Genomic DNA, 24,420 nt, shown 5'->3' on the forward strand with positions numbered 1-24,420 from the left:
GTTAAGAACCCCGCGTTAGCGGGGTTTTTTTATGAGAGAATCAGATAACATCCTGCCTTAACCTGTGTCTTGGTGTACACTTATTACGATGAGTGAATATCGATAATCAATTTACTTTGCGAATGGATAAAGCCAATTTTCCACAGTTCGAGTAAAGAGTAAAAAATGCATAACAGTCGTTCATGCTGATGAACGCTGCAATAAGGTCCGATCACAACCTGATCGACACTGGAGCGATAGATGAAATTTGTTGATGAAGCTGAAATCCGAGTTGAAGCTGGTGACGGCGGCAATGGCGTAGTTGGCTTTAGACGAGAAAAATACGTACCAAAAGGTGGCCCTGATGGTGGTGATGGGGGAGACGGCGGTAGTGTCTATCTGCAAGCCGATGAAAACCTGAATACACTTATCGACTACCGTTTTGAACGCTTTCATCGCGCTGAACGGGGTCAAAATGGGCAGGGAGGCGATTGTACGGGCCGAAAAGGTAAAGACTTGACGGTTACTGTGCCTGTGGGAACACGCGCCACAGACTGCGACACAGGTGAAGTCTTAGGTGACTTAACCCGTCATGGACAACGCCTCAAAGTAGCTCAGGGTGGGTTCCATGGTTTAGGTAATGCCCGCTTTAAAAGTAGTACTAACCGTGCACCGCGGCAGAAAACGAATGGTACCCCAGGCGAAATTCGTTCACTTAAATTAGAATTAATGCTGTTAGCGGATGTAGGTTTATTAGGTATGCCAAACGCCGGTAAATCAACATTTATTCGCTCAGTTTCAGCCGCCAAGCCAAAAGTCGCCGATTATCCATTTACCACATTAGTGCCTAATTTAGGCGTGGTAAGGCAAGATTCGCAGCGCAGCTTCGTTATTGCGGACATTCCGGGTTTAATTGAAGGTGCCGCGGAAGGTGCCGGATTGGGTATTCAATTTTTAAAGCATTTGGAGCGTTGTCGCATACTATTGCACATGGTGGATCTGCTTCCTGCAGATGAAAGCGATCCTGCAGATAATGCCAGAGCTATCGTAACCGAATTAGAAAAGTACAGCCCGAAACTAGCCAGCAAACCCCGTTGGTTAGTATTTAATAAAACGGATCTGTTACTGGAAGATGAAGTCGAAGAAAGGTGTCAGCGCGTAATTGCTGCCCTGGATTGGGATGGTCCGGTATATAAGATATCCGCCTTTCAGAAGCTTGATGTTGAGCCGTTGTGTAAAGACATAATGAATTTCATCGAGACGTTACCATCCCAGTTGGAAGCTGACGAAGCGGCGGATGCGCCGGTAGAATTCAAGTGGGATAGCTATCATCGTAATACGGTTGAAAAGACAGATTTTACCGATGATGACGACGATGATTTTGACGATGACGACTATGACGTCGAAGTAGTTTACCGCAAATAGGAATGTAAGAGGGTAATGGTGAGTAAAGTCGCAATGATAGCCGCCATGGCAAAGAACCGCATTATTGGCGCGGAAAACACGATGCCGTGGCACCTACCAGCAGATTTAGCCCATTTCAAACGTGTTACCATGGGCAAGCCTGTAATCATGGGACGTAAAACCTATCAGTCGATCGGAAAAGCACTTCCCGGCCGACCTAATATTGTGATCAGTCGAGATCCACACTTTAAGCCGAACGACGCGTCAGTCGTTCCCAGTCCCGACGATGCACTGGATATGGCCGTTACGCTGCCAACCCGGGATCAGGAAATCATGATTATTGGCGGGGGAACCATCTACCAAAGTTTTCTCTCTGAGGCCGAAACGCTTTACTTAACTTTCATAGATACCGAAGTAGCTGGTGATACCAAGTTTCCTGACTACACCCACACAAATGATTGGCATGAAATAGCCAGAGAAAGCCATCACGCTGATGCAAATAATCCGTATAACTATCAGTTTGTGACATTAAGTCGCAGAACGTGATCTCCTACCCAATTAATGATTTATTCGTTAACTGAACAGATCCCAGCATTCGTCATTCCAGTTTCACGTAGTGAAGACTCGAATCTCTAGGGTTGGTTCGGGGGCGGTAGTTTAAGGGAACAGGTCCCCGACTTCTCGGGGATGACGGGGCTTGAATGAGCTCTGACGTTCCATTAATTTCTACAGTCATCATTCCAGTTTCACGTAGTGAAGACTGGAATCTCTGGCATTGAGTCGAGAGACGTCCTCAAGGCGTACAGATCCCAACGTTTTGTCATTCCAGTTTCACGCAGTGAAGACTGGAATCTCTGGCCTTGAGTCGAGGGCCGTCCTCAAGGCGAACAGATCCCAGCGTTCGTCATTCCAGTTTCACGCAGTGAAGACTGGAATCTCCAGGGTTGATTCGGGGGCTGTACTTTTAGGGAACAGATCCCCGACGTCTCGGGGATGACGGGGCGTGAGCGATCCCCGACGTCTCGGGGATGACGGGGCTTGAGAGATCCCCGATGTCTCGGGGATAACGGGTGAAAAGGGGATGACGGATAAAAAAGGGATGACGCGTCTTAAGAAATCCCCGATTGCTCGGGGATCAGGGAAATTGAATGAGACGTAGCTACAGGAACCGTTTAACAGGTACTGATGTTAGAACCAAAAAGCTTACGCATTAATTTTGTCAAATAGATTCTCCAGCGTTAAGCCTTGATGACCGAGCATATCTTTTAATCTGCGTAACGCTTCAACTTGGATTTGACGGACACGTTCGCGTGTTAAGCCAATTTCCGTACCAACATCTTCTAAAGTTGAAGGTTCATAACCCATCAGTCCAAAACGGCGGGCAAGTACCTCACGTTGTTTGGGGTTCAGATCGGTTAACCATTTCACAATATTGTCTTTGATATCGTCATCCTGAAGGTTTTCTTCCGGACCAAATTCTTTTTCATCAGCCAATATATCTAACAACGCTTTGTCGTTTTCGCCGCCTATGGGCGTATCCACAGAAGTGATACGTTCATTTAGACGCAGCATTTTGCTTACTTCGTCTACCGGTTTTTGCAGGCTGTTGGCAATTTCTTCTGCTGAAGGCTCATGATCAAGTTTTTGAGATAGCTCTCTGGCTGCGCGCAGGTAAACGTTCAGCTCTTTAACCACGTGAATAGGTAGCCGAATGGTGCGGGTCTGGTTCATTATTGCCCGTTCAATAGTTTGCCTGATCCACCAGGTAGCATAAGTTGAGAAGCGGAAGCCGCGTTCGGGATCAAATTTTTCAACGGCACGGATTAAGCCAAGATTACCTTCTTCAATTAGATCCAATAAGGCAAGCCCACGATTATTGTAACGTCTTGCAATTTTGACGACCAGGCGCAGGTTACTGACAATCATACGCTTTCGAGATGACTCACACCCTTTTAAGGCACGGCGGGCAAAATAGACTTCTTCTTCGGCGGTTAACAAGGGGGAAAAACCGATTTCGCCCAAGTAAAGTTGGGTGGCATCGAGGTTTTTAGGAAGTTCTTCCTGACTGAATACAACGTCATCATTGCTATCGTCAGTATCAGATTCGTCAGCTTTTAAATCAGCTGGTATTTCTATATCGTCGAGTTCATCCCGCGATTTTCTTGCGACTACAGTGTTTTTATTGTGATCCACAACTGCATCTCCTGCTTTAAGGTTTATTTATAACATTCGCTCCCTTAGATTATTATTGTTGTTTATAGTTATTATGGACGTGACGTTGGCAGGTATCGCATCGGATCTAACGATTTTCCCCGATACCTCACTTCAAAATGAAGTCTGACCGAATTTGTACCGCTATTCCCCATAGTCGCAATCAATTGACCTGCGTCAACCCATTGCTGCTCGCGCACCGAAATGGTGTCATTGTGAGCATATGCACTTAAGAACGTGTCTGTATGCTTTATTATTATCAGATTTCCGTAGCCTCTAAGCGCGTTACCGGCATAAACCACCTTTCCTGCGGCGGCTGCTCGGATCGGGCTACCTTTCGCGGCACTTATGTCAATTCCTTTGCTGCCGTTTTCACCTGCTGAAAATGTTGCTACCAACTTACCATATGCCGGCCAGACCCACTTTTCAACCTTGTTCGGGAACCCGTCTTTAATGGGTTTGCCTGATTTAGGCTGTGTGTTTCCAACAGCCTTAACTGGCTGGTTGTTAACATTATTTTCACTTTTACCATACGCCTGCTGTTTTCTTCGGTCAACTTTATTTTTCGATTTATTTTTTGAGGTCCGACCAGGTTGGGATCGTTGGGATCGCGTCGATCCCTTGTAGGCTTTGACAGGGTTGAGTTTCAGCTCCTGACCAGGAAAAATATTGTATGGCGGCGACAAATTATTGTAGCGGGCGAGCTCAAGATAATCTTTACCCGTGAACCACGCAATGGCATATAGAGTCTCACCCTGCCTTACTGTATAGGTAGGCTCCATATATCCCTGTTCTTCAACAGGTTGACTATCCAGTAATACTAATGGAGCAGGCGCCCTGCGAGAAGAGCAACCTGCAACAAGCACTAATAGACAGGTGGCAAGCAAGAGTTGTTTTATGATTGTCCTTACGCCCTTCATCAACATTATCAGCGCAGAAGAAGATATGCACCAATTGCCAGCAGCACCGTCGCCCAACCCAGAACTTCCACATATTGGCGTAGCTTTGCTTCCATCGCCGCTCCACCCCATTTCATTAAACCCGCTACCAGGAAAAATCGTGCGCCACGGCCAATCGCCGATGCCACAATAAAGGGTAAAAATGCCATCTGCATTACCCCGGCGCCCACCGTAAATACCTTGTAAGGAATCGGCGAAAAGCCAGCTAAAAAGACCACCCAGACACCGTATTCTTCAAACCACGAGAGGGCCATATCAAACTTTGGTTGGTATCCAGATGAAGCGATCCAGGGTTCAAGCCACGCATCAAATGCAAAATAACCGAGTAAATAGCCGCCAATCCCCCCTAAAACTGAAGTGAGGGTGGTCAACAATGCGAAAAACCACGCTTTATCTGGACGTGACAGTGACATCGGTGCCAGCATAACGTCAGGGGGGATGGGGAAGAACATAGATTCAGAGAAGCTTAAGCCCCCCAGGTAGACACTGGCGTGCCGATGACGTGACCAACGTAATACCCGGTCGTATAACGGTTGAAATACCTTCAAAGAATGTCTCCAGCTACAAGGGGAACGAAACGTACCGATTCAATCGTCTGTGTAGTCAACTCGCCATCTTTTTGGTCGACACACATCAACGTTTGCTGCTCACTACCAATAGGAATAATCAGTCTTCCCCCTTCATCAAGCTGATTACACAGATCCGCTGGCAACGAACTGGCCGCGGCAGTGACAATGATGGCGTCAAAGGGCCCTTTAGATGCCCATCCCTTCCAACCATCACCATGCTTCATAGATATGTTATGCAGATCCAATTGGTTCATTCGGCGTTTAGCCTGAAATTGCAGGGATTTGATACGTTCTACAGAGAAAACTTTGCTAAAAAGCTGACCTAGGATAGCAGTTTGATAACCGGAGCCAGTCCCAATTTCCAAAACATTTTTAGCCTCGTTATCAGCAGATAACAACAATTCGGTCATCTTAGCGACAATATAGGGTTGAGAAATGGTTTGGCCCTGTCCAATTGGCAACGCGGTATTCTGGTATGCCTTATGTTTTAGTGCATCGGGCAAAAACAACTCTCTGGGCGTTGCTGCGATAGCATTCAGCACTTTTTGATTACGTATCCCTTCCTTGAACAAAAGTTCGGCGAGGACATCTCCTTTACGTGTCGTTCTCATAGTGGCGTTACTTTTAAGATTAATTATTCTAATTATTAAATGGTGATTATAGTTTTTCGCCTAGCCAAACTTTCATATCATCCAGGCTTCGATAGTCGGTCATGTCCACACTTAACGGAGTGACGGAGCAGTAGTGATTGGCTATTGCGTCAAAATCTGTTCCTGGCCCGGCATCCTGCTCAGCGCCCGCTGGACCATACCAATAAATAGTTCGTCCGAATGGGTCTGTATCTGCCATCATTCCTTCTGCACGGTGGCGTCGCCCTTGGCGCGTAATCTTTATTCCCGCTAATTCATCATAAGGGATATCGGGAACATTAACATTTAAAATTTGGTTTGGCGGAAGGGGATGGGTTTTTAGTTTATTCACGATATCTAACGCCACCTTTGCCGCGGTTTCAAAGTATTTCCCTTCCCGGCCCACTAAGGAAACAGCTATAGCAGGTAACCCCATATACCGTCCTTCGGTCGCAGCGGCCACGGTACCAGAATAGATAACATCATCACCCAGGTTTGCACCATGATTGATTCCTGATACCACCAGTTGGGGATCATCATCTAGAAAACAATTGACCCCCAGATGGACACAGTCAGAGGGAGTACCATTTACAGAGTAAAAACCATTCTCCATTTTTTGAATTCGCAATGGATTATGCAGCGATAATGCATTACTAGCACCGCTACAGTTGCGATCAGGCGCGATCACGGTCACATCATGTTCAGATGCGATGGCAGTATGCAGTGCGGCGAGGCCTTTCGCAAAAACGCCATCGTCATTACTTAATAGTATATTCATGGGTACTCCGTTAACTGGCATGGTGCAACACTGCGCACTCACGTAATACGCTAGTGGCAAAGCAGCCGCCAGGCAGGGCAAAGGAAACCGTTAATTTATCACCCTCAACTCCCCATTCAAGCTCCCGCGGCCAAATTTTTATTGCCCGGCGTTCCTGTTCCATGCCTACCGTGGCTAAAAAGTCTTTTACAGCAGTATGTTCGGTGCACACAGCCTGTTCGAAGTTTTTCGCCTCTTCGATAGGAATGCTTTCTCCTTTACCCCATAACGGGCCCGTGGGAGACAAATCACCCTGCTGATAACGGCTGAGTTCTTCAATAGAAGGTTGTGCGCAGATAAAAAAGCTGTTTGAGCCGGTCAGCATTAATGCATCGCCAGATAGAATTGATTCAAAACACTTTGCTTTGATCCGCGCGGAAACCACTTCGTTAAATAACCAACTTCTAAGCGCAGACAGCACAATATTTCGTTTATTGCGGTTGCGTATGGGCTCTCCAGCCATCATTCGTTCAGCCAGTATAAGATTGCCCCCTTTGCTGGCCTCACCTTCTGCGTTAACCGCCACGCCAAAACGCTGTTCACCGAAATAGTTGGGTACACCAGCTTTAGTTTTTTCCAGCGCAGCGCTTAATGCAGCTGGATCCGAGACGTTGCGCAGACAAATAGTAAAATGATTCGCTTTGGCCTGGCCTGTGCGCAGTTTTTTGTTATGCCGAGTTTGTTTCACAACCGTCACCCCGGGAAGCGTCCACCCACTAAAATCAATATCAGCTTTACCGGGCGTATGTATACCAAACCACTGGCGGGTAAGTGCATATTTATCTTTTCGTCCCGCGTAGGTCACTGCGCGCAAAGGCAGGTTACAAAATTTGGCGAGCTGCTCAGCCACGAACGCCGTATTTGCATTAACTTTTTCCACCCAGATAAACTGATGTTCGCCTTCTCCGGTGGGGGTGAAGCCCAAATGTTCTTCGACAATAAAATCTTCCGGATGTTGCTTAAACACGGCAGTACACGCGGGTTTGGCATATAAATATTGCCAGTGCTCAGTGCTAAAGATCATGCGTCAACCTTCTTCAGCAACACCACAGCGTGAGCGGCAATACCTTCTTTACGGCCAGTAAAACCTAATTTTTCGGTGGTGGTAGCTTTAATATTAATGTCGCTGGTTGGGCAACAACAATCCTCTGCCAGTAGCTCGCTCATGGAGGGGATATGCGGCGCCATCTTTGGTGCCTGAGCGATAATAGTCATATCGACATTGCCGATGGCGTAGCCTTTTTTGGCAACCAAGCCAATGACATGTCTAAGTAAGTTTCGGCTGTCTGCATCGGCGTAAGCGTCATCAGTATCAGGAAAATGCTTACCAATATCACCCATCGCAGCGGCACCGAGTAACGCGTCACATAAAGCGTGAATGAGCACGTCGCCATCGGAGTGTGCCAGCAGACCCTGTTCGTAGTCTATTTTCACTCCTCCGATAACAATCGGGCCTTCGCCGCCAAATTTATGGACATCGTAACCATGGCCTATGCGCATGTATTATTCCTTATGTGTATTTGCCAGTTGAGATAAATAAAATGCAGCCAATGGTAAATCCTCAGGGTGAGTGATTTTTATATTGGCGGGGTTGCCAGCCACTAATTTTACCTGATGTCCCACCGCTTCCATTGCCGATGCTTCATCGGTGATGAGTACGCCACTCGTTAATCCGGCCTGAATTGCATGGGTTAATGCACCCGCTCTGAATAATTGCGGGGTGAGTGCGTGCCACAGCGACTCGCGGCTCTCAGTATGCGATACAATCTGTTTTTTTGTAGGGTGAGCACGCTTCATCGTATCGCGAACAGGCGTAGCCAATATCCCGCCCGCGACGGATTGATCGTTAATTAAGGTCAGAAGTTTGCCAATATCTTCAGTGCTAAGGCAAGGTCTGGCTGCATCATGCACCAATGCCCACGCAGTTTCGGGGAGAGTACTGACAGCATTTAATACTGATTGCGCACGTTCTGCGCCCCCTTTTACCACCGTCAACCAACTCTTTTTATAAAACGGCAGCGTGGGCAAGATGTTATCATCAGGATGTGCGGCAATAATAATATGGTTCACCAGCGGGTGCGCCATCAAAGCATCTAACGTATGCTCCAGAATCGTTTTGCCCGCTATTTCAAGGTACTGTTTGGGTATGTCCGCTTGCATACGGGTGCCAATACCAGCTGCCGGTACTACGGCGGTAACAGATAAATTAAGACTCATTGATTAATTCGCTTCTGCAGGCAGGATTCGATAAAAGGTTTCACCTTCCTTGATAAGTCCCAACTCGTTGCGCGCCCGCTCCTCAATAGCCTCAAGACCGATTTTTAGATCATTGATATCAGCCTCTAATAACGCGTTGCGCTGGGCAAGATTGGCATTTTGCTGAGATTGCTCTTCTACCTGGCGGGTCAAAGCGTGGTAGTCAGGGATACTGTGCTTACCCAGCCACAGGCGATACTGGAGCAATCCCAGTAATACCAGTAACACCACTGTAATCCACTTATCCCGCCACACGGCCACAACCTGAAACTTCGACATAGGGCTATTATGCCCACTCATTAAGGATGCGTCTACGCTGGTTTTACCTCAAATAATCTGGTCACTCGCTTTTGCCGAGCTTGTCTTTCAGTTTGTCGAGTAATTTGTCTTTGTGTTTTTCAATCACGTTGCTCAACTGGGCTTGCAACAGAGCTTGCAGGGTGTCGCTATTGCCCTGGGCGATTTCTAACATTTTATCGATATCTTTTAGTACGCTGCTCGTTTGCTTTTGCTCGGTGGCTACCTTTGATGCAAGCTTCTGTTTTAATTCTGCTAATTTATCTTGTTGAGATGCGGTCAGTTCTGCCAGCGCCAGTTGCGCGAACTGGTTATCCAAATCTGAGCGGATACTAAATTCAGGGTCATCAACCTTACCGGAAAAATCAATGTTCAAATTGAGCTGGTTAAGCTGTTGTAAAACGTTTGCAATCGATGATGTCAACTGGTTTTTGCCCTCAGCTTGCATGGCCAAATCTGATAACTTCACCGCACTGGTGCCACTGACTGCATTGTTTTCCACTTTAAAGTGACCGGTGCTGGCCAGCATAGCAGTCTGCAGCAGTGCGGATAATTTCTCAGCCTGCACAAACGCAATGCCTTTCATCTCAATTCCTTCTAGTGACCATCGTTGTTGAGCATCCACGCCTTCATCATCCAGCCAGAACTGACCTTGTGATTCAAATTGTTTGAACTTATTACTTTCAGCGAAAATAGTGTAGGTGGTAGGTTCGCCTATCAGGGGGTGGGTATTTGTGATATTTTTCCATTCGCTCGCTATCTGTTGACCGATTACTTCAACAGACATGTAAGCTTCTTTAACCCAGACGGAAGGCATATCAGTGGACTCAGCGGATTTCTCTTGGTCACCTTGCAGTAAAGGTAAAATAAGTTGTGTGGCTGAATTCAGGTATTCGGTTATTTCTGCCGCTTTGTCACCAAATACCATATGGGTTACACGTTGCAGCGAAGCCTGGTCACCCGTTAAGGCACCTTTTAGTAAGTTGTAATCTTCTTTAGGAGCTTGTTTCAATGCACTAGCTGAATTTTTCAACGCTTGTTGCGCGGCTTTCGCTTCACGGGAAAAGGCGCGAATACGCTGCCGGTCCTGTTTTACTTTTTGCTTAATTTTATCCAGTGTTTGTTTGGCTTTCGCCAACGCGGCCGGAGAGGCGTACTCAGCGTTTTTTAGCTGTTCAATTTGCGTTTTATAATCCTCCACCCGAGTCTGATCGGGTAACGCCTGGTAAGTTTGTTTGAGTGATTCGTCATAGTGCTGGTATTGCTGACGGGCGCGCTCAGCTACTTGGGTTGATTTTAATTCTGAGCGGGCCAGCAGTTCGTTAACAGTGGGAATGGCTGTCTGTGCTTGCTTTTGTATGTCTGCTAGCGATACCGACTTTTCCGGCTGGCGATACACCTGTCCTACTGTCTGCCGCGGCAGGTCAAACTGTATTTTCAGTAGCTTGAGCTTCGACACTACTACTTGTTCAGACAATAAGGGAAGTACTTCGACATCTGCACTGGCCTCGTCAATTTGAACTTTGTTGCGGGTAGGTTCGGCTGGATCGGTTAATTGAATGTCGAACAAACTGGCGGTGACCGGCATTAACGTATGGTTCACCCGCCCTATATTAACTTCTGCCCCATAGGCTTCGGAGAGTTTATCTTCGAGTATCCACTTAATCAGTGGATTGGCGAGAAACCAGTAACTAATCCCCAGCATAAGAAGAATACCCAGTAAGATATGCCAAAAACTTACGCCTCGTTGAGATTGCATAGCTGCCTACTTAATTGTTGTCTGGAATAAAAACGGTGCATTTTATACCACTATAGTTCAGTTACTTAGTGAAAAAAACCGCGGGATTAAGTAGCTTGGCGCCAAATTTGCGATGAACGACATAGATTAACTAGCTGGTGAGCTTGGCGTACGCCGAAATTGTGCTAGTATCCGCGAAATTTGCGCCGCATCGTGATCTTTGTCGCAGTGCAAGAGTTTAAAGAAAACATTCATCCAGTTTATTGGTGGAAATTGAACATTTGAGTTGCTGCGCGATCCCGCCCTGTTTGTGCTGTCCTGCATTGGGTTCCGCGGTGACAATTTTTAACGCATAGTCAAATTTTGAAGGGTAGCAATGCTCATTAACGACGACCTCTATACTACTACACCACTGCGTCAGCGCATCCGTGATTATTATCGTGTGGGTGAATCAACCGCCATTGATCAAATCTTGCCTGTAGCCGAAGTTAACCCACGTGCACGAAGCCGTGCCTGGGAGCGCGCAAGAAAGATGGTGCTGAAGATTCGAAAAGATCAGGAAGGACACGGTGGCATTGATGCGTTGCTAAATGAGTTTTCACTTTCAACCGCTGAAGGTGTGGTGTTGATGTGTTTGGCTGAAGCTCTACTGAGAGTGCCAGATGAAGACACGCAGAACGAACTCATCCGCGACAAATTATCAAAAGGCCAGTGGACACCCCATTTAGGAAATTCTGATTCGCTTTTTGTGAATGCGTCAGCCTGGGGCCTGCTAATGACCGGGAACATGGTTAATTATGCGGATCGTCGTAAAAGTGAACATTTAGGTATTCTCAAACGCACGTTGGGGCGGTTGGGCGAGCCTGTTATCCGCCGCGCCATGAACATTGCTATGCGCATTATGGGACGCCAGTTTGTAATGGGTGAAACCATTGAGACTGCGGTGGAACGGGCGAAAGACAAAGAGAAGAAAGGCTATGTGTATTCTTACGACATGCTCGGCGAAGGCGCACGAACCATGGCCGATGCGGATCGTTACTACAAAGCCTATGAAGATGCGATCAAAGTAATCGGTAAAAACGCGCATGGTCGCGGTCCCATAAAATCGCCAGGTATCTCGGTGAAATTGTCGGCTATTCACCCGCGTTATGAGTTTGTAAAATACGAGCGGGTAATGGAAGAGATCCCCCCGCGTCTAAAAGCCTTGTGTATGATGGCCAAGGAATATGATATCGGCCTGACAGTGGATGCGGAAGAAGCAGATCGTTTAGACGTATCTTTAGATATCATCGATAAAGTTTTCAGCGATCCAGACTTGGATGGCTGGCATGGGTTTGGTCTGGCGGTACAGGCATATCAAAAGCGTGCATTGTATGTAATTGAATGGCTGCGCGCGCTAACGCTTCGCGTGGGACGGCCGATGATGGTACGGTTGGTTAAGGGAGCCTACTGGGATACTGAAATAAAACTTACGCAGCAGGCAGGCTTAGACGAGTTTCCTGTGTTCACCCGTAAGTCCTCCACCGACGTGTCTTACCATGCCTGTGCAAACCGCTTATTAGATTATCGCGATACCATCTATCCGCAATTTGCTACCCACAATGCCTACACAGCATCGGTGATTATCGAACTGGCTGGCGACGATAAAGAAAATTTTGAGTTTCAGTGCCTTCACGGCATGGGAGACACGCTTTATGACCAAATTGTAACGGAAGAAAAAATTCAATGTCGCGTGTACGCCCCGGTGGGTGAACACGAAGATTTGCTTGCTTATCTGGTCAGGCGTTTATTGGAGAACGGCGCGAACTCTTCGTTTGTTAATGCGATTGTGGATGATTCCAAGCCAGTAGAATCGCTGCTGGAAGATCCCGTGGAGAAAACCCAGCGGTTGAAAATACGTTTTAACAAATTTATCAGGAAGCCGCGCGATTTATACGCCCCTGAGCGAGATAATTCGCGCGGGCTGGATATATCCGACCACCATGCTGTACATGCGTTAAGCCATGAGATTGCCCGTTGGCAGAGCGTGTATAGCGTGAATGAAAGTGATTTGCCAGACGGGGCGACAGCGGTAAGAAACCCAACCGACCATAACGATCTGGTTGGGTATCATATTTATGCCAACAAAGAGCAGATGTCACAGGCCCTGGATAAGGCGCATAATGCGTTTCAGGGTTGGTCTAAAACACCAGTGGCCGAACGTGCCGAAATTCTCTTTCGCACCGCCGATGCGCTAGAGCGTCACATGTCTGAGTTGATTGCCATTTGTATTCGCGAAGCCGGCAAGGTAACGCAAGACAGCATTGACGAAGTGAGAGAAGCAGTAGATTTCTGTCGCTATTATGCAGTACGTGCCAAAGAACTTGACGAAGATCAGCGTTTACTTCCGCGCGGTGTGGTGCTGTGTATCAGCCCATGGAACTTCCCGCTGGCGATCTTTTTAGGTCAGGTGGTAGCGGCTCTGGCCACAGGTAATACTGTGGTCGCCAAACCAGCTGAGCAAACCAGCCTTATCGCCAAGCGCGCAGTGGAGATCATGCGTAATGTGGGCTTGCCGGACGATGTGCTACAACTGATTATTGCGCCTGGCCGTGAGGTGGGAGAATTATTATTACCGGACGAACGCATCAAAGCGGTGATGTTTACCGGTTCCACCCAAACAGGTACGCTAATTTCACAAACCCTGGCTAACCGTGGTGGTGAGCAGGTGCCGCTGATCGCTGAAACCGGCGGGCAGAACTGCATGATTGTAGATTCAACAGCATTGCCTGAACAGGTGGTGGATGATGTCATTCATTCTGGATTCCAAAGTGCAGGACAGCGCTGTTCCGCATTGCGTGTTATGTATGTTCAGGAAGATATCGCTGATAAGCTTATTACTATGTTAACCGGCGCCATGAAAGAGCTTAAAATTGGTGATCCAGCGCTATTAAGAACCGATATTGGGCCGGTAATTGACGAAAAAGCGCTTAGCAGCTTGCAAGATCATCAACGTTATATGGAAGACAACGGTAAATTACTGTATCGCGTAGAACTGCCGAATGACGCCAAAAATGGCACCTTCTTCCCTCCCACTTTGTACGAAATTGATAATATCGATGTGCTACAACGCGAAGTGTTCGGGCCAGTGATCCATATCATCCGTTTTAAGTCGAAAGACCTCGAAAACGTTATCAATGCTATTAATGGAACCGGTTTCGGCTTGACCATGGGCGTGCATTCGCGTCTTGAAGAACGGGCAAATGAGCTGGCGGCGAAAAGCCGAGCGGGCAACGTTTATATTAACCGTAACATGATTGGGGCCATTGTGGGCGTACAACCCTTTGGTGGTCGTGGACTGTCCGGGACAGGTCCAAAAGCGGGTGGGCCGAATTATCTACCCCGCTTGATGATGGAGCGCGCTACACCCAAACCTTCTACGGTTGATGATGTTGAACAACTGGATACCGCATTAACGGGTGATAAAGCAGCGCAGGAGGCCGCACAAAGATTGATGTCTCAAGCTACAGCGTTAGAAGCAAAATGGCGTCATACCCCATTGAATGACCGAATCTCTATGGTACGACAGCTTCTAGCTAAAATAGCCAATGTGGATATTCTGGAAGAGTTTGCCGATGATTTAAATCGCACGTTAGCGACCTCTCGTCAGCAAATCACCAATGTTGAGCGTAAATTAGCCAAAGCAACTGAGCTTCCAGGGCCGACGGGTGAGTCCAATAAGTTATATCTGGAGCCAAGGGGTGTGTTGGTATGTTTTGCCGACAAAGGGGTGACCTTCGAATATTGGACACTGTCTATTGTGACAGCACTGGCCACCGGGAATGTAGTGGTTTCAGTCGTGTCAGAAACGTTTTACGAAGAGGCGTTAGAGTTTCAGAAAAAATTTGAAGCCACAGGGGCTGAAAAGGGAATTTTCCAGGTCGCGCGCTTGCAGCACTTGCATGATCTGGTTATGCATCCTGATTTAGCTGGGGTAGTGGTGGATTCCAACACTGAAAGAACGGCGCAGATTTCTGCCATGCTGGCGGCGAGAGAGGGCGGGGCAATATTGCCTGTCATCACGGCGGAGTATAACGATAACCTTATTCAACGCTTGATGACTGAGAAAACCATCAGCATTGATACCACGGCGTCGGGCGGAAATACCTCGTTAATGACATTGGTAGAAGAAGACGAGTAACCTGCTATCGCCCTCTGTCTCTGCAGAGGGCGAATACCTGCGTAGGTAGTCTTTTTTCTTTTTTCTTTTTACTTTTTACTGTTCATTTTTCCTTTCGGCATTTTCCTCGGACTTATCGGGGTTATTGCGCAAATAGCCAGCGGCACGCTCTTCGTCCCTCGTGGTTAACTTTTCACTTGCCGAGGACGAATCGTTCTCCAGCGCCCGCGTTTGTTGATTAACCTGATGAATCGTACTGGCGTTGCGCAAGTCTGCTTCACTGGTGATTGATGCAATAGATTCGCGACCTTTAAGAAATGCTTTTAGCTCGGCCACGATTTTATCCAGTTCAACATCATCTCTGGACATCGACATAATAAATCGTGGTGATTCAAGATTAGCGCGTCCGCTGGTGGCAAAAATTGACGAACTGATACGGGAAAGTATTATCCACGGTGTGATAGAACTTCTTACCACCGTATTTTCAGAGCGGGTAGAATCATGAATTGACATACCGGTTGATACCTTAGACTCAGTAAAAGTGCCTTCCGTTTTCATAAACATGAGTAACGATGAAAATTGCATTTCACCCCAAAACAAATGCGACGCCCGATTGAGAATTCTGCCCGCCAAATAGAAGGTCAGCCAACCAAAAAAATAAAATTTCGCCGCATTAACAATACTTATGCCTGCGGCAAACTGGCTCATTTGGTTGAGATTATTCTGCGTCTGAAAATACTCTATGGCGGCACCTAGCTTAAGCAAAAACATGGCGAAAAAAGCAAAGCCCGTCAGCACACACAGTTGTGCCAGCAGGGTGGTAAAATAGCGAAAGCTGTTTTTATAGCACTGGTCGCTATCAGCAGCTAAAGCCGGTTGCGTTTCAATAATGAGTTCACCGAAAAATCCGCCTTTATCTGCGGCTTCAATTTTAAGTTTTGGATCGTAGTTCTGGTAGATACGATTCGGGATTTCCTTATAGCGCCGGTTAGTCAGAATGATATTTTCGACATTGATAAACACTTCGTTAGGGTGAATACTTTCCTGCAAATTATCACGATATTCACTGACTTCCGTTTTGGGCGTAACTTTTTTAAGGCGGGTATACAGGTTCGGCGTAATGCCCACTACCACCAACACACAGGCGCCTAGTAACAAGGCTAGATTACTCCATACACTGAACGTCAGCAGGTTCTCTTTAATTGCCACCACGGTCTCTAGCTCAGTGCCAAAAATTCGATCAAACAAGAATCCTGTTACCATGGGAACTAGAATACTCAGCGCTAGTAAAATGCCGAAAGAAAGACCGCCCGTGCTATGAAGTGATTGGTTGCCTTCATTGTGGATTCGGTTGGCTGTATTACGCCAGGTGATAATAAAAAATATCAGCAGTACCAAGGCCATAACAGGCAGGGTAATTTGTTGTGCTACCTTGCCTGCCAGACCGGTGGATACGACAAACCAGACCACTGCAAATAGCACCAGCCCAGCCACAAAATTAATCACCAGCGAGCCCATTTCTTGTGCCAAATGGCGTATAGGGTAGGGTAAAAAGGTCAGATTGGGGGAGATGGAGTGAAGCAAACGTGCCATCCAGCCAACTGGCTCGGCAAAGGTGACGTTCTTGCGGCCCATCAGCATAGAAAATAAATCCTGTTGATCGTACAACAAGGCATTCTTCTCTTTTTCCTGCGCTGCCACATCGCGCTCGGAAGGCGCATGGTTATACGCTAACGAGCTGGGCACAGAACGGCCGACAAAATAGCGGAATAGTTGCAGTAAACCGTGACCCAAGTGTCGCGAACCATCAGCGATCAGGATAAAACCTAAAACAGCATAGATATAACCCAGTACCGAGCCTTGCTGCAGGGCGCTAGCCACGTTCATCAACGGAAAAATCCCTGCTCCAATCAGAATAGCGCCAGTAATGACGCGGAAGCGTCCTTCGGGCTTAAACGGATTTTTGATTCCTAACGTTGCTGAGCCGAAATCATAAGGCATTTTTCACTCCCTGTTTTAGTCTGCTTGTTTTTTGAAGGTAATGCCCATCGGGCCGACAAGATCACCGGCTTCGTTGATGCGGTAAATAAGATTGGCTTGCTCTGATACTTCCACAATGATTTTATTGTCGTCCACTTTGTAATCAAATTCCACTTCGGTACCGAGGGTGCGCTGTTTAAATTTGCCATCTTCAATAACCACAGTGGCCATCCCTGAACCATAAGTCCCATTAATGTTTGGGGAACAAGCAGAAAGAGTGAACGTAAAACAAGCAGTTAGGGAAATGATAAATAGCCTAAGCGGCATTGTGGACTCCTGATATTTTCGAAATAGAAACGCATCATTTTTACAGGAATTTAAGCCATATCGATGGGAATTGGTATAAATTTTAGCTGGTTATTATCCACACGCACTGCATCTTATCGATTCAGCATCCTGCATCAAGACACGCCATGGGCAACGGAAAAAGGACTACTTGTTATGGAAAAAGAATGAAAAAAGCCTGTGCTTAGGCACAGGCTAACTAAAAAAATTAAACAAAGGGGCGCATCAACTTAACACCTTTCAACATAGATCAGACCATCTTGAAGGTAAGTGAGAAGGCTACATCCATTGATCCTCGCGTCGCCTTTTCTTCGGTAAGTAGGTTAATATTACGCCTAGTAAAATTCCGGCGCCAGCAACCATGCCACCGCGAGTAAACCAGCGGACCAGCTCTTTTTGTTCACTCTCATCTACCTGTTGCGAAAGCTTTTTAATCTCACGTTCTTGCTCAGATACCTGCGCTGACAGCTTGGAAACTTGCTGGCGAGCGTCGTTGAGTTGCTGGTTTAAACGTTGATTTTCTGATTGTAAACCCTGGGTACCTGACCGGGTTTGCGCTAAACGTTCAGTAAGCAGTGGAACCAGTTCGCGGCGTGAAATCTGGTCACTGACAAACTTTGTTTCAATCCAGCCACGGCGCCCTTCATTATCACGAATTTCGGTGAATTCCTGTTCGCGGTTGTGTTGTAGTACGGTGATTGGAGTACCCGCCTCAACTGAACCTAGGATACGATAATTTCTACCTGCACCCGCGTGTAAGAAAACAAATAAATCATCCCTAATGTAATGATTTGAAGATTGTTCGATATCCAGTGTGGTTTCTTGCGCGAACGCAGGAACTGATAAGGAAATGACAGCGATTAGCAGCCAGCTTCGAAACATAGAAAATCCGTCATGCAGTTAAAATCAACTCCCGATGGTAGGGCGTAGCCTGCATAAAGGCAAGCCCGATGTGGTCAGACACACTAGTATAAGCAACATTTTCACCCCTACAGATTGCCAATTATTAATGACACAGGTAAGGTGTCGCATCATTCTTGTTAAGTCTACCTGCCCTTTATATGGCTGAAATTGAAATTAAGTTCGCTACCCGCCAATCGAGCCACCAATTGCTTGAAGAGTGTGTGGTTCCATTTGTAGAAAAAACCGGGGCCAGGCTGGAGAAGCTGCCCGCGCAGTCGTTGCAAAACGATTATTACGACACCCCCGAGCAATTGTTTCATGAGCATAAAATTGGCTTTCGCGTCAGACAAAACGGCGATCAGATTGAGCAAACGGTGAAGACCCAAGGCAATGTCGATGCCGGTTTGCATGCGCGAGGTGAATATAATGTGTCATTATCAAAGCCAGTTCCCGATCTCACTCTGTTTCCTCGTGAAATCTGGCCGCAAGACTGGAATATCGTTGACATTAATACCCAACTGAGCCGTCAATTCAGTACTCATTTTAAACGCGAAGGGTATCTGGTGTTCTGGCAAAACAGCCAGATAGAGATGGTGGTGGATAAGGGCGAAGCTGCAACCGAAAAAATCAGCGCTGAAATCAACGAAATTGAACTTGAACTTAAAACGGGAAGAGTGGAAGACCTGTTTGCGCTTGCTGCGCTGGTTAATCAGCATGCCGAAGTGCGTCTCAGTGACGTGTCTAAAGCAGCGCGAGGTTATCAGTTGCTGCATGGATGGCAATTACATGTAAAACCGTTACCGGCGGTATTACCCCTGCATCACAACATTTCCACAGAGGCTGCATTTGCCGAAGCCGTTAAGTGTGCATTAGCGCACTGGCAGCATCACGAACATTTATTTATCGAAACGGGTTCGGTAAAAATGCTGCAGGAGGTGGGGACAAGTGTGCGACTACTGTTACAAAGCGTTTCGCTTTATCTGCCAGTTCTCCAGTGTCCGCAGATGTTAGCGTTACATAAGCAGCTAATGGACTATGCTCAGCAATGGAGTTGGCTAGACGATTTACAAAGTCTGCGTTACCTGCTCTCTAAAAAGAGCCTGTTTGCCCGTTTTCTCTCCAAACACCCGGCGCTGGTGAGTTATCTGCAAGGTAGAAAAGCAGGTTTACTCCATGCTCATGAGCCCGCCCATGGGTTTTATGCCACTGAGTCTACCGCAATAAAATTAGGCGCCGCGCAGTTACTGGAACTGAAGCCCTGGCAGTCTCATGCGCAAGGTTTTGATGTGCCTGTAATGGAACACGCAAAAGGCTGGCTCTCGCAGGGCTGGCAGACGCTGCAACAAAGCATGCCGAAAAACCGCAACATGCAAGAGGCAAACTACGCCGCCATCGAAATGCTGTTGCGACAGACCTTATGGAATGGTTTCTTGTTAGCAGATATGTTTCCTGAAGAGCATGGCCAGTTTCGTGCCCCATGGTTGGATATTGTTAAGGGTATCGATGAGCTAAAAGCACTGCTGATACTGCAAAATGCCATATCCGATACCGAATTGGCCTCGCCCACTGAAGCACGGGAATGGGTTGCAAGTAAAATTACCAGTTTGGTGCAGGTAATGGAACGAACCCGTCAGATTGCGGTGCAGGGAGACTTGTACTGGCAAAACCTTAATTTAAACAACGACTAGTGAATGATGAACACTGTGTTAATGCTCCTGGCGGCCTGCTACTTAGTGGTTGTTATGTTGTTTTGGCGCAATAAGGCGCAACTCAGTAAGCCGGTTGACTATGCAATTGGGTTGGCGCTATGGCCGCTACTTTTGCTCTCTACCGTTTTGAGTAAGGAGGTGGACGCGGTTTATTTACATATCGCAGCCTATATCTGCTTTGGTGTGATTCCCTTGATCCTGGCTTTGCAATATAAGGTGGTGACCGCTCAAATCCTTCAATACCCTGCCAAGAACAATAAAATATGGTTCCCTGCTTTAATAGTGTGGGTAAGTTTCGTCAGTTTATTCGCCGTTCCTCCCGAGATGCTGCCGACGCTGCTACAAGCACCTTCGGCGGGTCAACTTCTGACAAATTGGCCGGTGTATCTTATTCATCTGGCAACCGGTTTTGCGGTATTGCTGCTTAGCGTAGCGGCGTCTGAGCAGGTCCAACGCTATCACCATTATTTAACTGATCAGGTAGTGGATCCACCTGAGCATCGCATCAGAAAGATGCAGCACGGCTTAGCTTTTGTTGTCGCCAGTGCCTTACTCAGCGTCACGCTGGTGGTGGTCAATGCCTTTGCGATATTGGAAATTCAGCAATGGTCTTTGTTGAACTCAATCCTATTTATGGTGGCGCTATTAGTGTTATTAACGGTGGTGGTGTTACCGCATCACAGTATACCTTCCCCACTCGACTACAACCTGCTGGAAAATGGACGTAAATCGAAAGCAGTTTTGCAACAGACTATCGAGCAGACGCACCAGGCTATCATTGAATACAAATTGTATAAAAAAGTCGGGTTAACGATTGCTGAGGTGGCCGAGTTGGCCAAGGTGGATCCCACCACCCTGGCCAAAGCCACCCGAGAGATAAATCAGCAAAAATTCAGACGCTTTATTTACGAATACCGTCTAGATTATGCCAAGAAAGTGCTACTTAGAAGCGATACGAATATCGCAGATGTCGCTAAACGGTTAGGGTTAAATTCAAAGATCTTTCTGGATGAAGTACTCGTTGAGCATCTGCGAAACTTTAAATCATAGCGGGATAGTGTTTAGCGGAGTTAACATCATGCACTACATAGACGGATTTGTTTTTCCCATTGCGAAAAGTGGTCTGGAAAAATATCGGCAATTGGGGACAGCGGTTGCGGCGATATGGAAAGAACATGGCGCTTTGCATTACTGCGAATTTACCGGTGACGACATGAGGTTACCCGGCACTAAATCGTTTACGGACATGCTCTGTGTGAGCGAAGATGAAACCGTGATATTTGGGTGGGTGGCCTTTGCATCTCGCGAGGCGCGCATCATTGCTAATGCGAAGGTTGCTGCCGATCCCAGAATCGAAGAGCTGATCACTTCAATTGATTCAGGTTTTGATGCCAGCAGAATGGTCTACGGCGGTTTCAGCGCTATTATCGCTAGTTGACCCCGGGCATGATTTTAATAATGTTTTCCGCGTTTAATCGCCATTGGCAGGCAACGTTGCCGTGCGTGCAAAATAAGTTAAGGTTGCAATAGCTGTTAAGCAGCTCTGTCAGTATAAACGCTCCAATTTTGATGGCGCTTATTCAAATTGGCTGATGCAAAAAAAAGTGCCCTAGACCGTTTCAAAAGGGTTATTGATTAGGGCACTGGAAAAATTGTTTTTCTAGTGTGGGGACGCACAGATATATACGGTTACGACAAGGTAGCAGGTGCAGTTGAGTATTTTTCTATAATCAAGGGGCAGGCAGTCACAGAAAAGTTGAATGCGTGGACAGGAACGCCGCACGCATCTGTAATAGTGGACATCTGCTGTTTGCAGTCTGCTCTGGCTGGTAAGCTAATCCCTTTCTTGCGATGGTTTATCGTATTGCCCATAACTAAACATTGACCGGTGTGGGGCGGTTGTTTACTCTGATTATTCTGTATTCACGGACGAAGCTAATACGTGCAGATGCTGCGCGTAACGTGAACAGTGATAGGTGATAAGTAAAAAGCGAAAAGCAAAAAGTAAAAACTTATCGAAATCATTCACTTCCCTTGGTCCTGATTCTAAATTGGTTAATTAATTTTAGGACTATTTATGCATAAATCTCTGTTTACGCTGGTCTTTCTCGTTTTGATGACGGCCTGTACCCAGTATACTTCTGAGCCGGAATTACCCGCTCTATCCGCCTCCCGATTAAATAATACTACCGAGGTTCAGCCTCCTGTGGCGCGAAAAGAAGCGAAAGAGCTTAGCGCTCACGGTCATACACGAATTGATAACTATTATTGGATGCGAGACGACCAGCGTGAAAATGCTGAAGTCATTACTCATCTGGAGAAAGAAAATGCCTACACCAATGCTGTATTAGCACCACTAAAAGGGGACATCGATACCTTATTCAATGAATTGGTTTCACGTATACCCAAAACCGATTCCTCCGTACCCTACCTTATCAACGGGTACTGGTATCATAGTGAGTTTCAGGAAGATAAAGAGTATCCCCTTCACTATCGTCGGGAAGAAGGAACAAACGCAAGCCGTTTGCTTATCGACGAAAATGCGCTGGCAAAAGGTCACGATTACTTTAAGTTGGGCGAGTATAAGGTAGCCAAAAATAACGAATTGCTCGCTTATACAACCGATACCGTTAGTCGTCGCATTTATACCATCGTATTCAAAAATCTAGTCACCGATAAAATGCTGACGGATGAGTTGCAGCATACGTCAGGGCATGTTGTCTGGGCTAACGATAATCAGCATGTTTATTATATTAAAAAAGATTTGCAAACCTTATTAGGTTATCAGGTGTATCGCCATAAATTAGGGACATCTCAGGCCGACGATGAACTCGTTTATCAGGAAGATGACCATTCTTTTTATACATCGCTAAGTAAGAGTAAAGACGGCCAGATGATTTATATTCATCATCATAGCACTGATAAGCGGGGTGTCAGTTTAATTGACGCGAACAATCCAGCTGCCCAAGCCAAAGTGTTTATGCCTCTCAAAGACGGCTTGGAATACACCATCGCGAAAGTGGGGGAGACCTACTATATCCTGACCAATCTTGATGCCACGAATTTTCGCATCATGAAAGTTAATGCCAATCAATCCACAGACTTATCGGCATGGGAAGAAGTGGTAGCACACGACGCGGACGTGTTTATTAACGACATGGAACTAATGCAAGGCCATCTAGCCTATAGCGAGAAAGAAGCGGGTCTTACCCGCATAAAGGTGCTTAATCTGGAGACAGGTCACACCCAAGTACTTGATATGCCTGATCCTATATTTGGCGCCTCGTTCAAAGAAAACACGCAAGTTGAGACAGATACTTTGCGTATTCATTACAGCTCCCTGACCACACCGCCTTCGGTGTATGAGATCGATTTGAATACATTTGCGTTTACTCAACTAAAGCAGGAGGAAGTGAATGCTTCATTTAATGCTGATGCGTATGAATCAAAACGTATTATGGTGCCAGCCAGGGATGGTAAAAAAATCCCGGTTTCTCTGGTTTACCGTAAAGCAGACTTTAAACAGGATGGCACGAACCCGCTGTATCAATACGCGTATGGGTCATATGGTCATACTATCGAACCTCAATTTGTGCGAAATTGGATATCACTCTTAGATCGCGGCTTCGTAGTTGCGCTCAGCCATATCCGAGGTAGTCAGATGTTAGGCCGCCAGTGGTATGAGGACGGTAAAATGTTTAATAAAATTAATACTTTTAACGACTTCATTGATGTGACCCGTTATCTAACTTCACACAACTATGCCGACAAAAATCGCGTATTCGCGGAGGGCGGAAGTGCTGGGGGGTTATTAATGGGGGCGGTGGCCAATATGGCGCCTGAAGAATACACCGGCATCGTGGCGAACGTCCCCTTTGTTGACGTTGTCACTACCATGAGTGATGAAACCATCCCCCTTACCACCGGGGAGTACAGCGAGTGGGGTAACCCTGCTAATGCCGAGTCCTATCACTATATGTTGTCCTATTCACCTTACGATCAGGTTAAAGCGCAAGCGTATCCGCATATGCTTATCACCACAGGGCTGCATGATTCCCAGGTACAATATTTTGAACCCATGAAGTGGGTGGCGAAATTACGCGAAATGAAAACAGATGACAATCTGCTGCTGTTCAAAGTGGAGATGGCTGCGGGACATGGCGGCGCGTCGGGCCGGTTTGAGCGTTTAAAAATTAAAGCAATGGGCTACGCATTCATTTTTGAATTAGCTGGTGTGAATATTTAGTTTTAAAAAGCCATCGCCACCTAAGTGGCGAACGCTAGGTTTACCTCATACCCCCGTCATCGCCACGAAGGTGGCGATCTTCTTGGTGTACTTTGTTTCAATTGTTTACTAATCCTCGTTATGCGTGTTGAAAGGTTCCCGCCTGCGCGGGAATGACTAAGGGGAGGCGGGCATATGCCACAACATAGTCATCGCCACGGAGGTGGCGATCTCTAGGCT

General features: G+C 46.8%; 20 protein-coding genes. 7 read left to right on the plus strand and 13 right to left on the minus strand.

The window, feature by feature from the left end; genetic code table 11:
• Positions 1-240: 240 nt before the first annotated feature.
• The gene (gene cgtA, locus OPS25_RS12415; RefSeq protein WP_265618053.1) at positions 241-1,404 is read left to right on the plus strand and encodes an Obg family GTPase CgtA; all 1,164 of its coding nucleotides are present in this window, start codon (positions 241-243) and stop codon (positions 1,402-1,404) included.
• Positions 1,405-1,437: 33 nt separating this feature from the next.
• Positions 1,438-1,929 carry a type 3 dihydrofolate reductase gene (gene folA, locus OPS25_RS12420; protein ID WP_265618427.1) on the plus strand — a complete coding sequence of 164 codons (492 nt, stop codon included), beginning with the start codon at positions 1,438-1,440 and terminating at the stop codon, positions 1,927-1,929.
• A gap of 657 nt (positions 1,930-2,586) precedes the next feature.
• Here folA and rpoS read toward each other — a convergent pair.
• The 10 genes from rpoS to OPS25_RS12470 all read right to left on the minus strand — a co-directional run bounded on the left by rpoS (position 2,587) and on the right by OPS25_RS12470 (position 10,880).
• Positions 2,587-3,576: an RNA polymerase sigma factor RpoS gene (gene rpoS / locus OPS25_RS12425; protein WP_407080236.1), complete on the minus strand. Its 990-nt coding sequence runs from the start codon at positions 3,574-3,576 to the stop codon at positions 2,587-2,589.
• Positions 3,577-3,647: 71 nt separating this feature from the next.
• Positions 3,648-4,514, minus strand: coding sequence for a peptidoglycan DD-metalloendopeptidase family protein (locus tag OPS25_RS12430; RefSeq protein WP_265618055.1), 867 nt, complete (start codon positions 4,512-4,514; stop codon positions 3,648-3,650).
• 8 nt (positions 4,515-4,522) lie between these two features.
• Entirely contained in the window at positions 4,523-5,101 is a 579-nt protein-coding gene (locus OPS25_RS12435; RefSeq protein WP_265618056.1) for a YqaA family protein, read from the minus strand.
• Positions 5,098-5,733 carry a protein-L-isoaspartate(D-aspartate) O-methyltransferase gene (locus tag OPS25_RS12440; RefSeq protein WP_265618057.1) on the minus strand — a complete coding sequence of 212 codons (636 nt, stop codon included), beginning with the start codon at positions 5,731-5,733 and terminating at the stop codon, positions 5,098-5,100. The genes OPS25_RS12435 and OPS25_RS12440 overlap by 4 nt, the downstream gene beginning before the upstream one ends.
• Positions 5,734-5,779: 46 nt before the next feature.
• Positions 5,780-6,529, minus strand: a complete 750-nt coding sequence (surE, locus tag OPS25_RS12445) for a 5'/3'-nucleotidase SurE (RefSeq protein ID WP_265618058.1) — start codon at positions 6,527-6,529, stop codon at positions 5,780-5,782.
• A 10-nt stretch (positions 6,530-6,539) separates the two neighbouring features.
• Positions 6,540-7,592 (minus strand): tRNA pseudouridine(13) synthase TruD, encoded by a 1,053-nt coding sequence (truD, locus tag OPS25_RS12450; protein WP_265618059.1) that lies wholly within the window; start codon positions 7,590-7,592, stop codon positions 6,540-6,542.
• Complete coding sequence (ispF, locus tag OPS25_RS12455) at positions 7,589-8,068, minus strand: 2-C-methyl-D-erythritol 2,4-cyclodiphosphate synthase (protein WP_265618060.1); 480 nt, start codon at positions 8,066-8,068, stop codon at positions 7,589-7,591. The genes truD and ispF overlap by 4 nt, the downstream gene beginning before the upstream one ends.
• 3 nt (positions 8,069-8,071) lie before the next feature.
• On the minus strand, positions 8,072-8,785 hold the full coding sequence (ispD, locus tag OPS25_RS12460; RefSeq protein WP_265618061.1) for a 2-C-methyl-D-erythritol 4-phosphate cytidylyltransferase: 714 nt from the start codon (positions 8,783-8,785) through the stop codon (positions 8,072-8,074).
• Positions 8,786-8,788: 3 nt separating this feature from the next.
• On the minus strand, positions 8,789-9,103 hold the full coding sequence (gene ftsB / locus OPS25_RS12465) for a cell division protein FtsB (RefSeq protein ID WP_265618062.1): 315 nt from the start codon (positions 9,101-9,103) through the stop codon (positions 8,789-8,791).
• A gap of 61 nt (positions 9,104-9,164) precedes the next feature.
• The gene (locus OPS25_RS12470) at positions 9,165-10,880 is read right to left on the minus strand and encodes a TIGR03545 family protein (RefSeq protein WP_265618063.1); all 1,716 of its coding nucleotides are present in this window, start codon (positions 10,878-10,880) and stop codon (positions 9,165-9,167) included.
• Positions 10,881-11,235: 355 nt separating this feature from the next.
• On the opposite strand from OPS25_RS12470, the gene putA reads away from it, so the two are divergent.
• The gene (putA, locus tag OPS25_RS12475) at positions 11,236-15,039 is read left to right on the plus strand and encodes a bifunctional proline dehydrogenase/L-glutamate gamma-semialdehyde dehydrogenase PutA (RefSeq protein WP_265618064.1); all 3,804 of its coding nucleotides are present in this window, start codon (positions 11,236-11,238) and stop codon (positions 15,037-15,039) included.
• 75 nt (positions 15,040-15,114) lie between these two features.
• Here putA and OPS25_RS12480 read toward each other — a convergent pair whose 3' ends face one another.
• From OPS25_RS12480 to OPS25_RS12490, 3 genes are all read right to left on the minus strand, one after another.
• Positions 15,115-17,019, minus strand: a complete 1,905-nt coding sequence (locus tag OPS25_RS12480) for a hypothetical protein (RefSeq protein WP_265618065.1) — start codon at positions 17,017-17,019, stop codon at positions 15,115-15,117.
• A gap of 15 nt (positions 17,020-17,034) precedes the next feature.
• Entirely contained in the window at positions 17,035-17,325 is a 291-nt protein-coding gene (locus OPS25_RS12485) for a hypothetical protein (RefSeq protein WP_265618066.1), read from the minus strand.
• A gap of 297 nt (positions 17,326-17,622) precedes the next feature.
• Positions 17,623-18,225 (minus strand): TIGR04211 family SH3 domain-containing protein, encoded by a 603-nt coding sequence (locus OPS25_RS12490; protein ID WP_265618067.1) that lies wholly within the window; start codon positions 18,223-18,225, stop codon positions 17,623-17,625.
• Positions 18,226-18,380: 155 nt separating this feature from the next.
• On the opposite strand from OPS25_RS12490, the gene OPS25_RS12495 reads away from it, so the two are divergent.
• The 4 genes from OPS25_RS12495 (at position 18,381) to OPS25_RS12510 (ending at position 24,201) form a co-directional block, all read left to right on the plus strand.
• Positions 18,381-19,934 carry a CYTH domain-containing protein gene (locus OPS25_RS12495; RefSeq protein ID WP_265618069.1) on the plus strand — a complete coding sequence of 518 codons (1,554 nt, stop codon included), beginning with the start codon at positions 18,381-18,383 and terminating at the stop codon, positions 19,932-19,934.
• Between the two features lie 3 nt (positions 19,935-19,937).
• Entirely contained in the window at positions 19,938-21,005 is a 1,068-nt protein-coding gene (locus OPS25_RS12500; RefSeq protein ID WP_265618070.1) for a helix-turn-helix transcriptional regulator, read from the plus strand.
• A 28-nt stretch (positions 21,006-21,033) separates the two neighbouring features.
• Positions 21,034-21,393 carry a DUF1428 domain-containing protein gene (locus tag OPS25_RS12505; protein ID WP_265618071.1) on the plus strand — a complete coding sequence of 120 codons (360 nt, stop codon included), beginning with the start codon at positions 21,034-21,036 and terminating at the stop codon, positions 21,391-21,393.
• Between the two features lie 639 nt (positions 21,394-22,032).
• Complete coding sequence (locus OPS25_RS12510) at positions 22,033-24,201, plus strand: S9 family peptidase (protein ID WP_265618072.1); 2,169 nt, start codon at positions 22,033-22,035, stop codon at positions 24,199-24,201.
• Positions 24,202-24,420: the final 219 nt, after the last annotated feature.

Source organism: Alteromonas aquimaris, from assembly GCF_026183695.1.
Taxonomy (GTDB): domain Bacteria; phylum Pseudomonadota; class Gammaproteobacteria; order Enterobacterales; family Alteromonadaceae; genus Alteromonas; species Alteromonas aquimaris.

What these genes read in the sequence shown, in the direction of transcription:
- cgtA (WP_265618053.1), top strand. Translation starts at nt 241, where the DNA reads ATGAAATTTGTTGATGAAGCTGAAATCCGAGTTGAAGCTGGTGACGGC.
- folA (WP_265618427.1), top strand. Translation starts at nt 1,438, where the DNA reads ATGATAGCCGCCATGGCAAAGAACCGCATTATTGGCGCGGAAAACACG.
- OPS25_RS12430 (WP_265618055.1), bottom strand. Translation starts at nt 4,514, where the DNA reads ATGAAGGGCGTAAGGACAATCATAAAACAACTCTTGCTTGCCACCTGT.
- OPS25_RS12440 (WP_265618057.1), bottom strand. Translation starts at nt 5,733, where the DNA reads ATGAGAACGACACGTAAAGGAGATGTCCTCGCCGAACTTTTGTTCAAG.
- surE (WP_265618058.1), bottom strand. Translation starts at nt 6,529, where the DNA reads ATGAATATACTATTAAGTAATGACGATGGCGTTTTTGCGAAAGGCCTC.
- truD (WP_265618059.1), bottom strand. Translation starts at nt 7,592, where the DNA reads ATGATCTTTAGCACTGAGCACTGGCAATATTTATATGCCAAACCCGCG.
- ispF (WP_265618060.1), bottom strand. Translation starts at nt 8,068, where the DNA reads ATGCGCATAGGCCATGGTTACGATGTCCATAAATTTGGCGGCGAAGGC.
- ispD (WP_265618061.1), bottom strand. Translation starts at nt 8,785, where the DNA reads ATGAGTCTTAATTTATCTGTTACCGCCGTAGTACCGGCAGCTGGTATT.
- ftsB (WP_265618062.1), bottom strand. Translation starts at nt 9,103, where the DNA reads ATGTCGAAGTTTCAGGTTGTGGCCGTGTGGCGGGATAAGTGGATTACA.
- OPS25_RS12470 (WP_265618063.1), bottom strand. Translation starts at nt 10,880, where the DNA reads ATGCAATCTCAACGAGGCGTAAGTTTTTGGCATATCTTACTGGGTATT.
- putA (WP_265618064.1), top strand. Translation starts at nt 11,236, where the DNA reads ATGCTCATTAACGACGACCTCTATACTACTACACCACTGCGTCAGCGC.
- OPS25_RS12480 (WP_265618065.1), bottom strand. Translation starts at nt 17,019, where the DNA reads ATGCCTTATGATTTCGGCTCAGCAACGTTAGGAATCAAAAATCCGTTT.
- OPS25_RS12485 (WP_265618066.1), bottom strand. Translation starts at nt 17,325, where the DNA reads ATGCCGCTTAGGCTATTTATCATTTCCCTAACTGCTTGTTTTACGTTC.
- OPS25_RS12490 (WP_265618067.1), bottom strand. Translation starts at nt 18,225, where the DNA reads ATGTTTCGAAGCTGGCTGCTAATCGCTGTCATTTCCTTATCAGTTCCT.
- OPS25_RS12500 (WP_265618070.1), top strand. Translation starts at nt 19,938, where the DNA reads ATGATGAACACTGTGTTAATGCTCCTGGCGGCCTGCTACTTAGTGGTT.
- OPS25_RS12505 (WP_265618071.1), top strand. Translation starts at nt 21,034, where the DNA reads ATGCACTACATAGACGGATTTGTTTTTCCCATTGCGAAAAGTGGTCTG.
- OPS25_RS12510 (WP_265618072.1), top strand. Translation starts at nt 22,033, where the DNA reads ATGCATAAATCTCTGTTTACGCTGGTCTTTCTCGTTTTGATGACGGCC.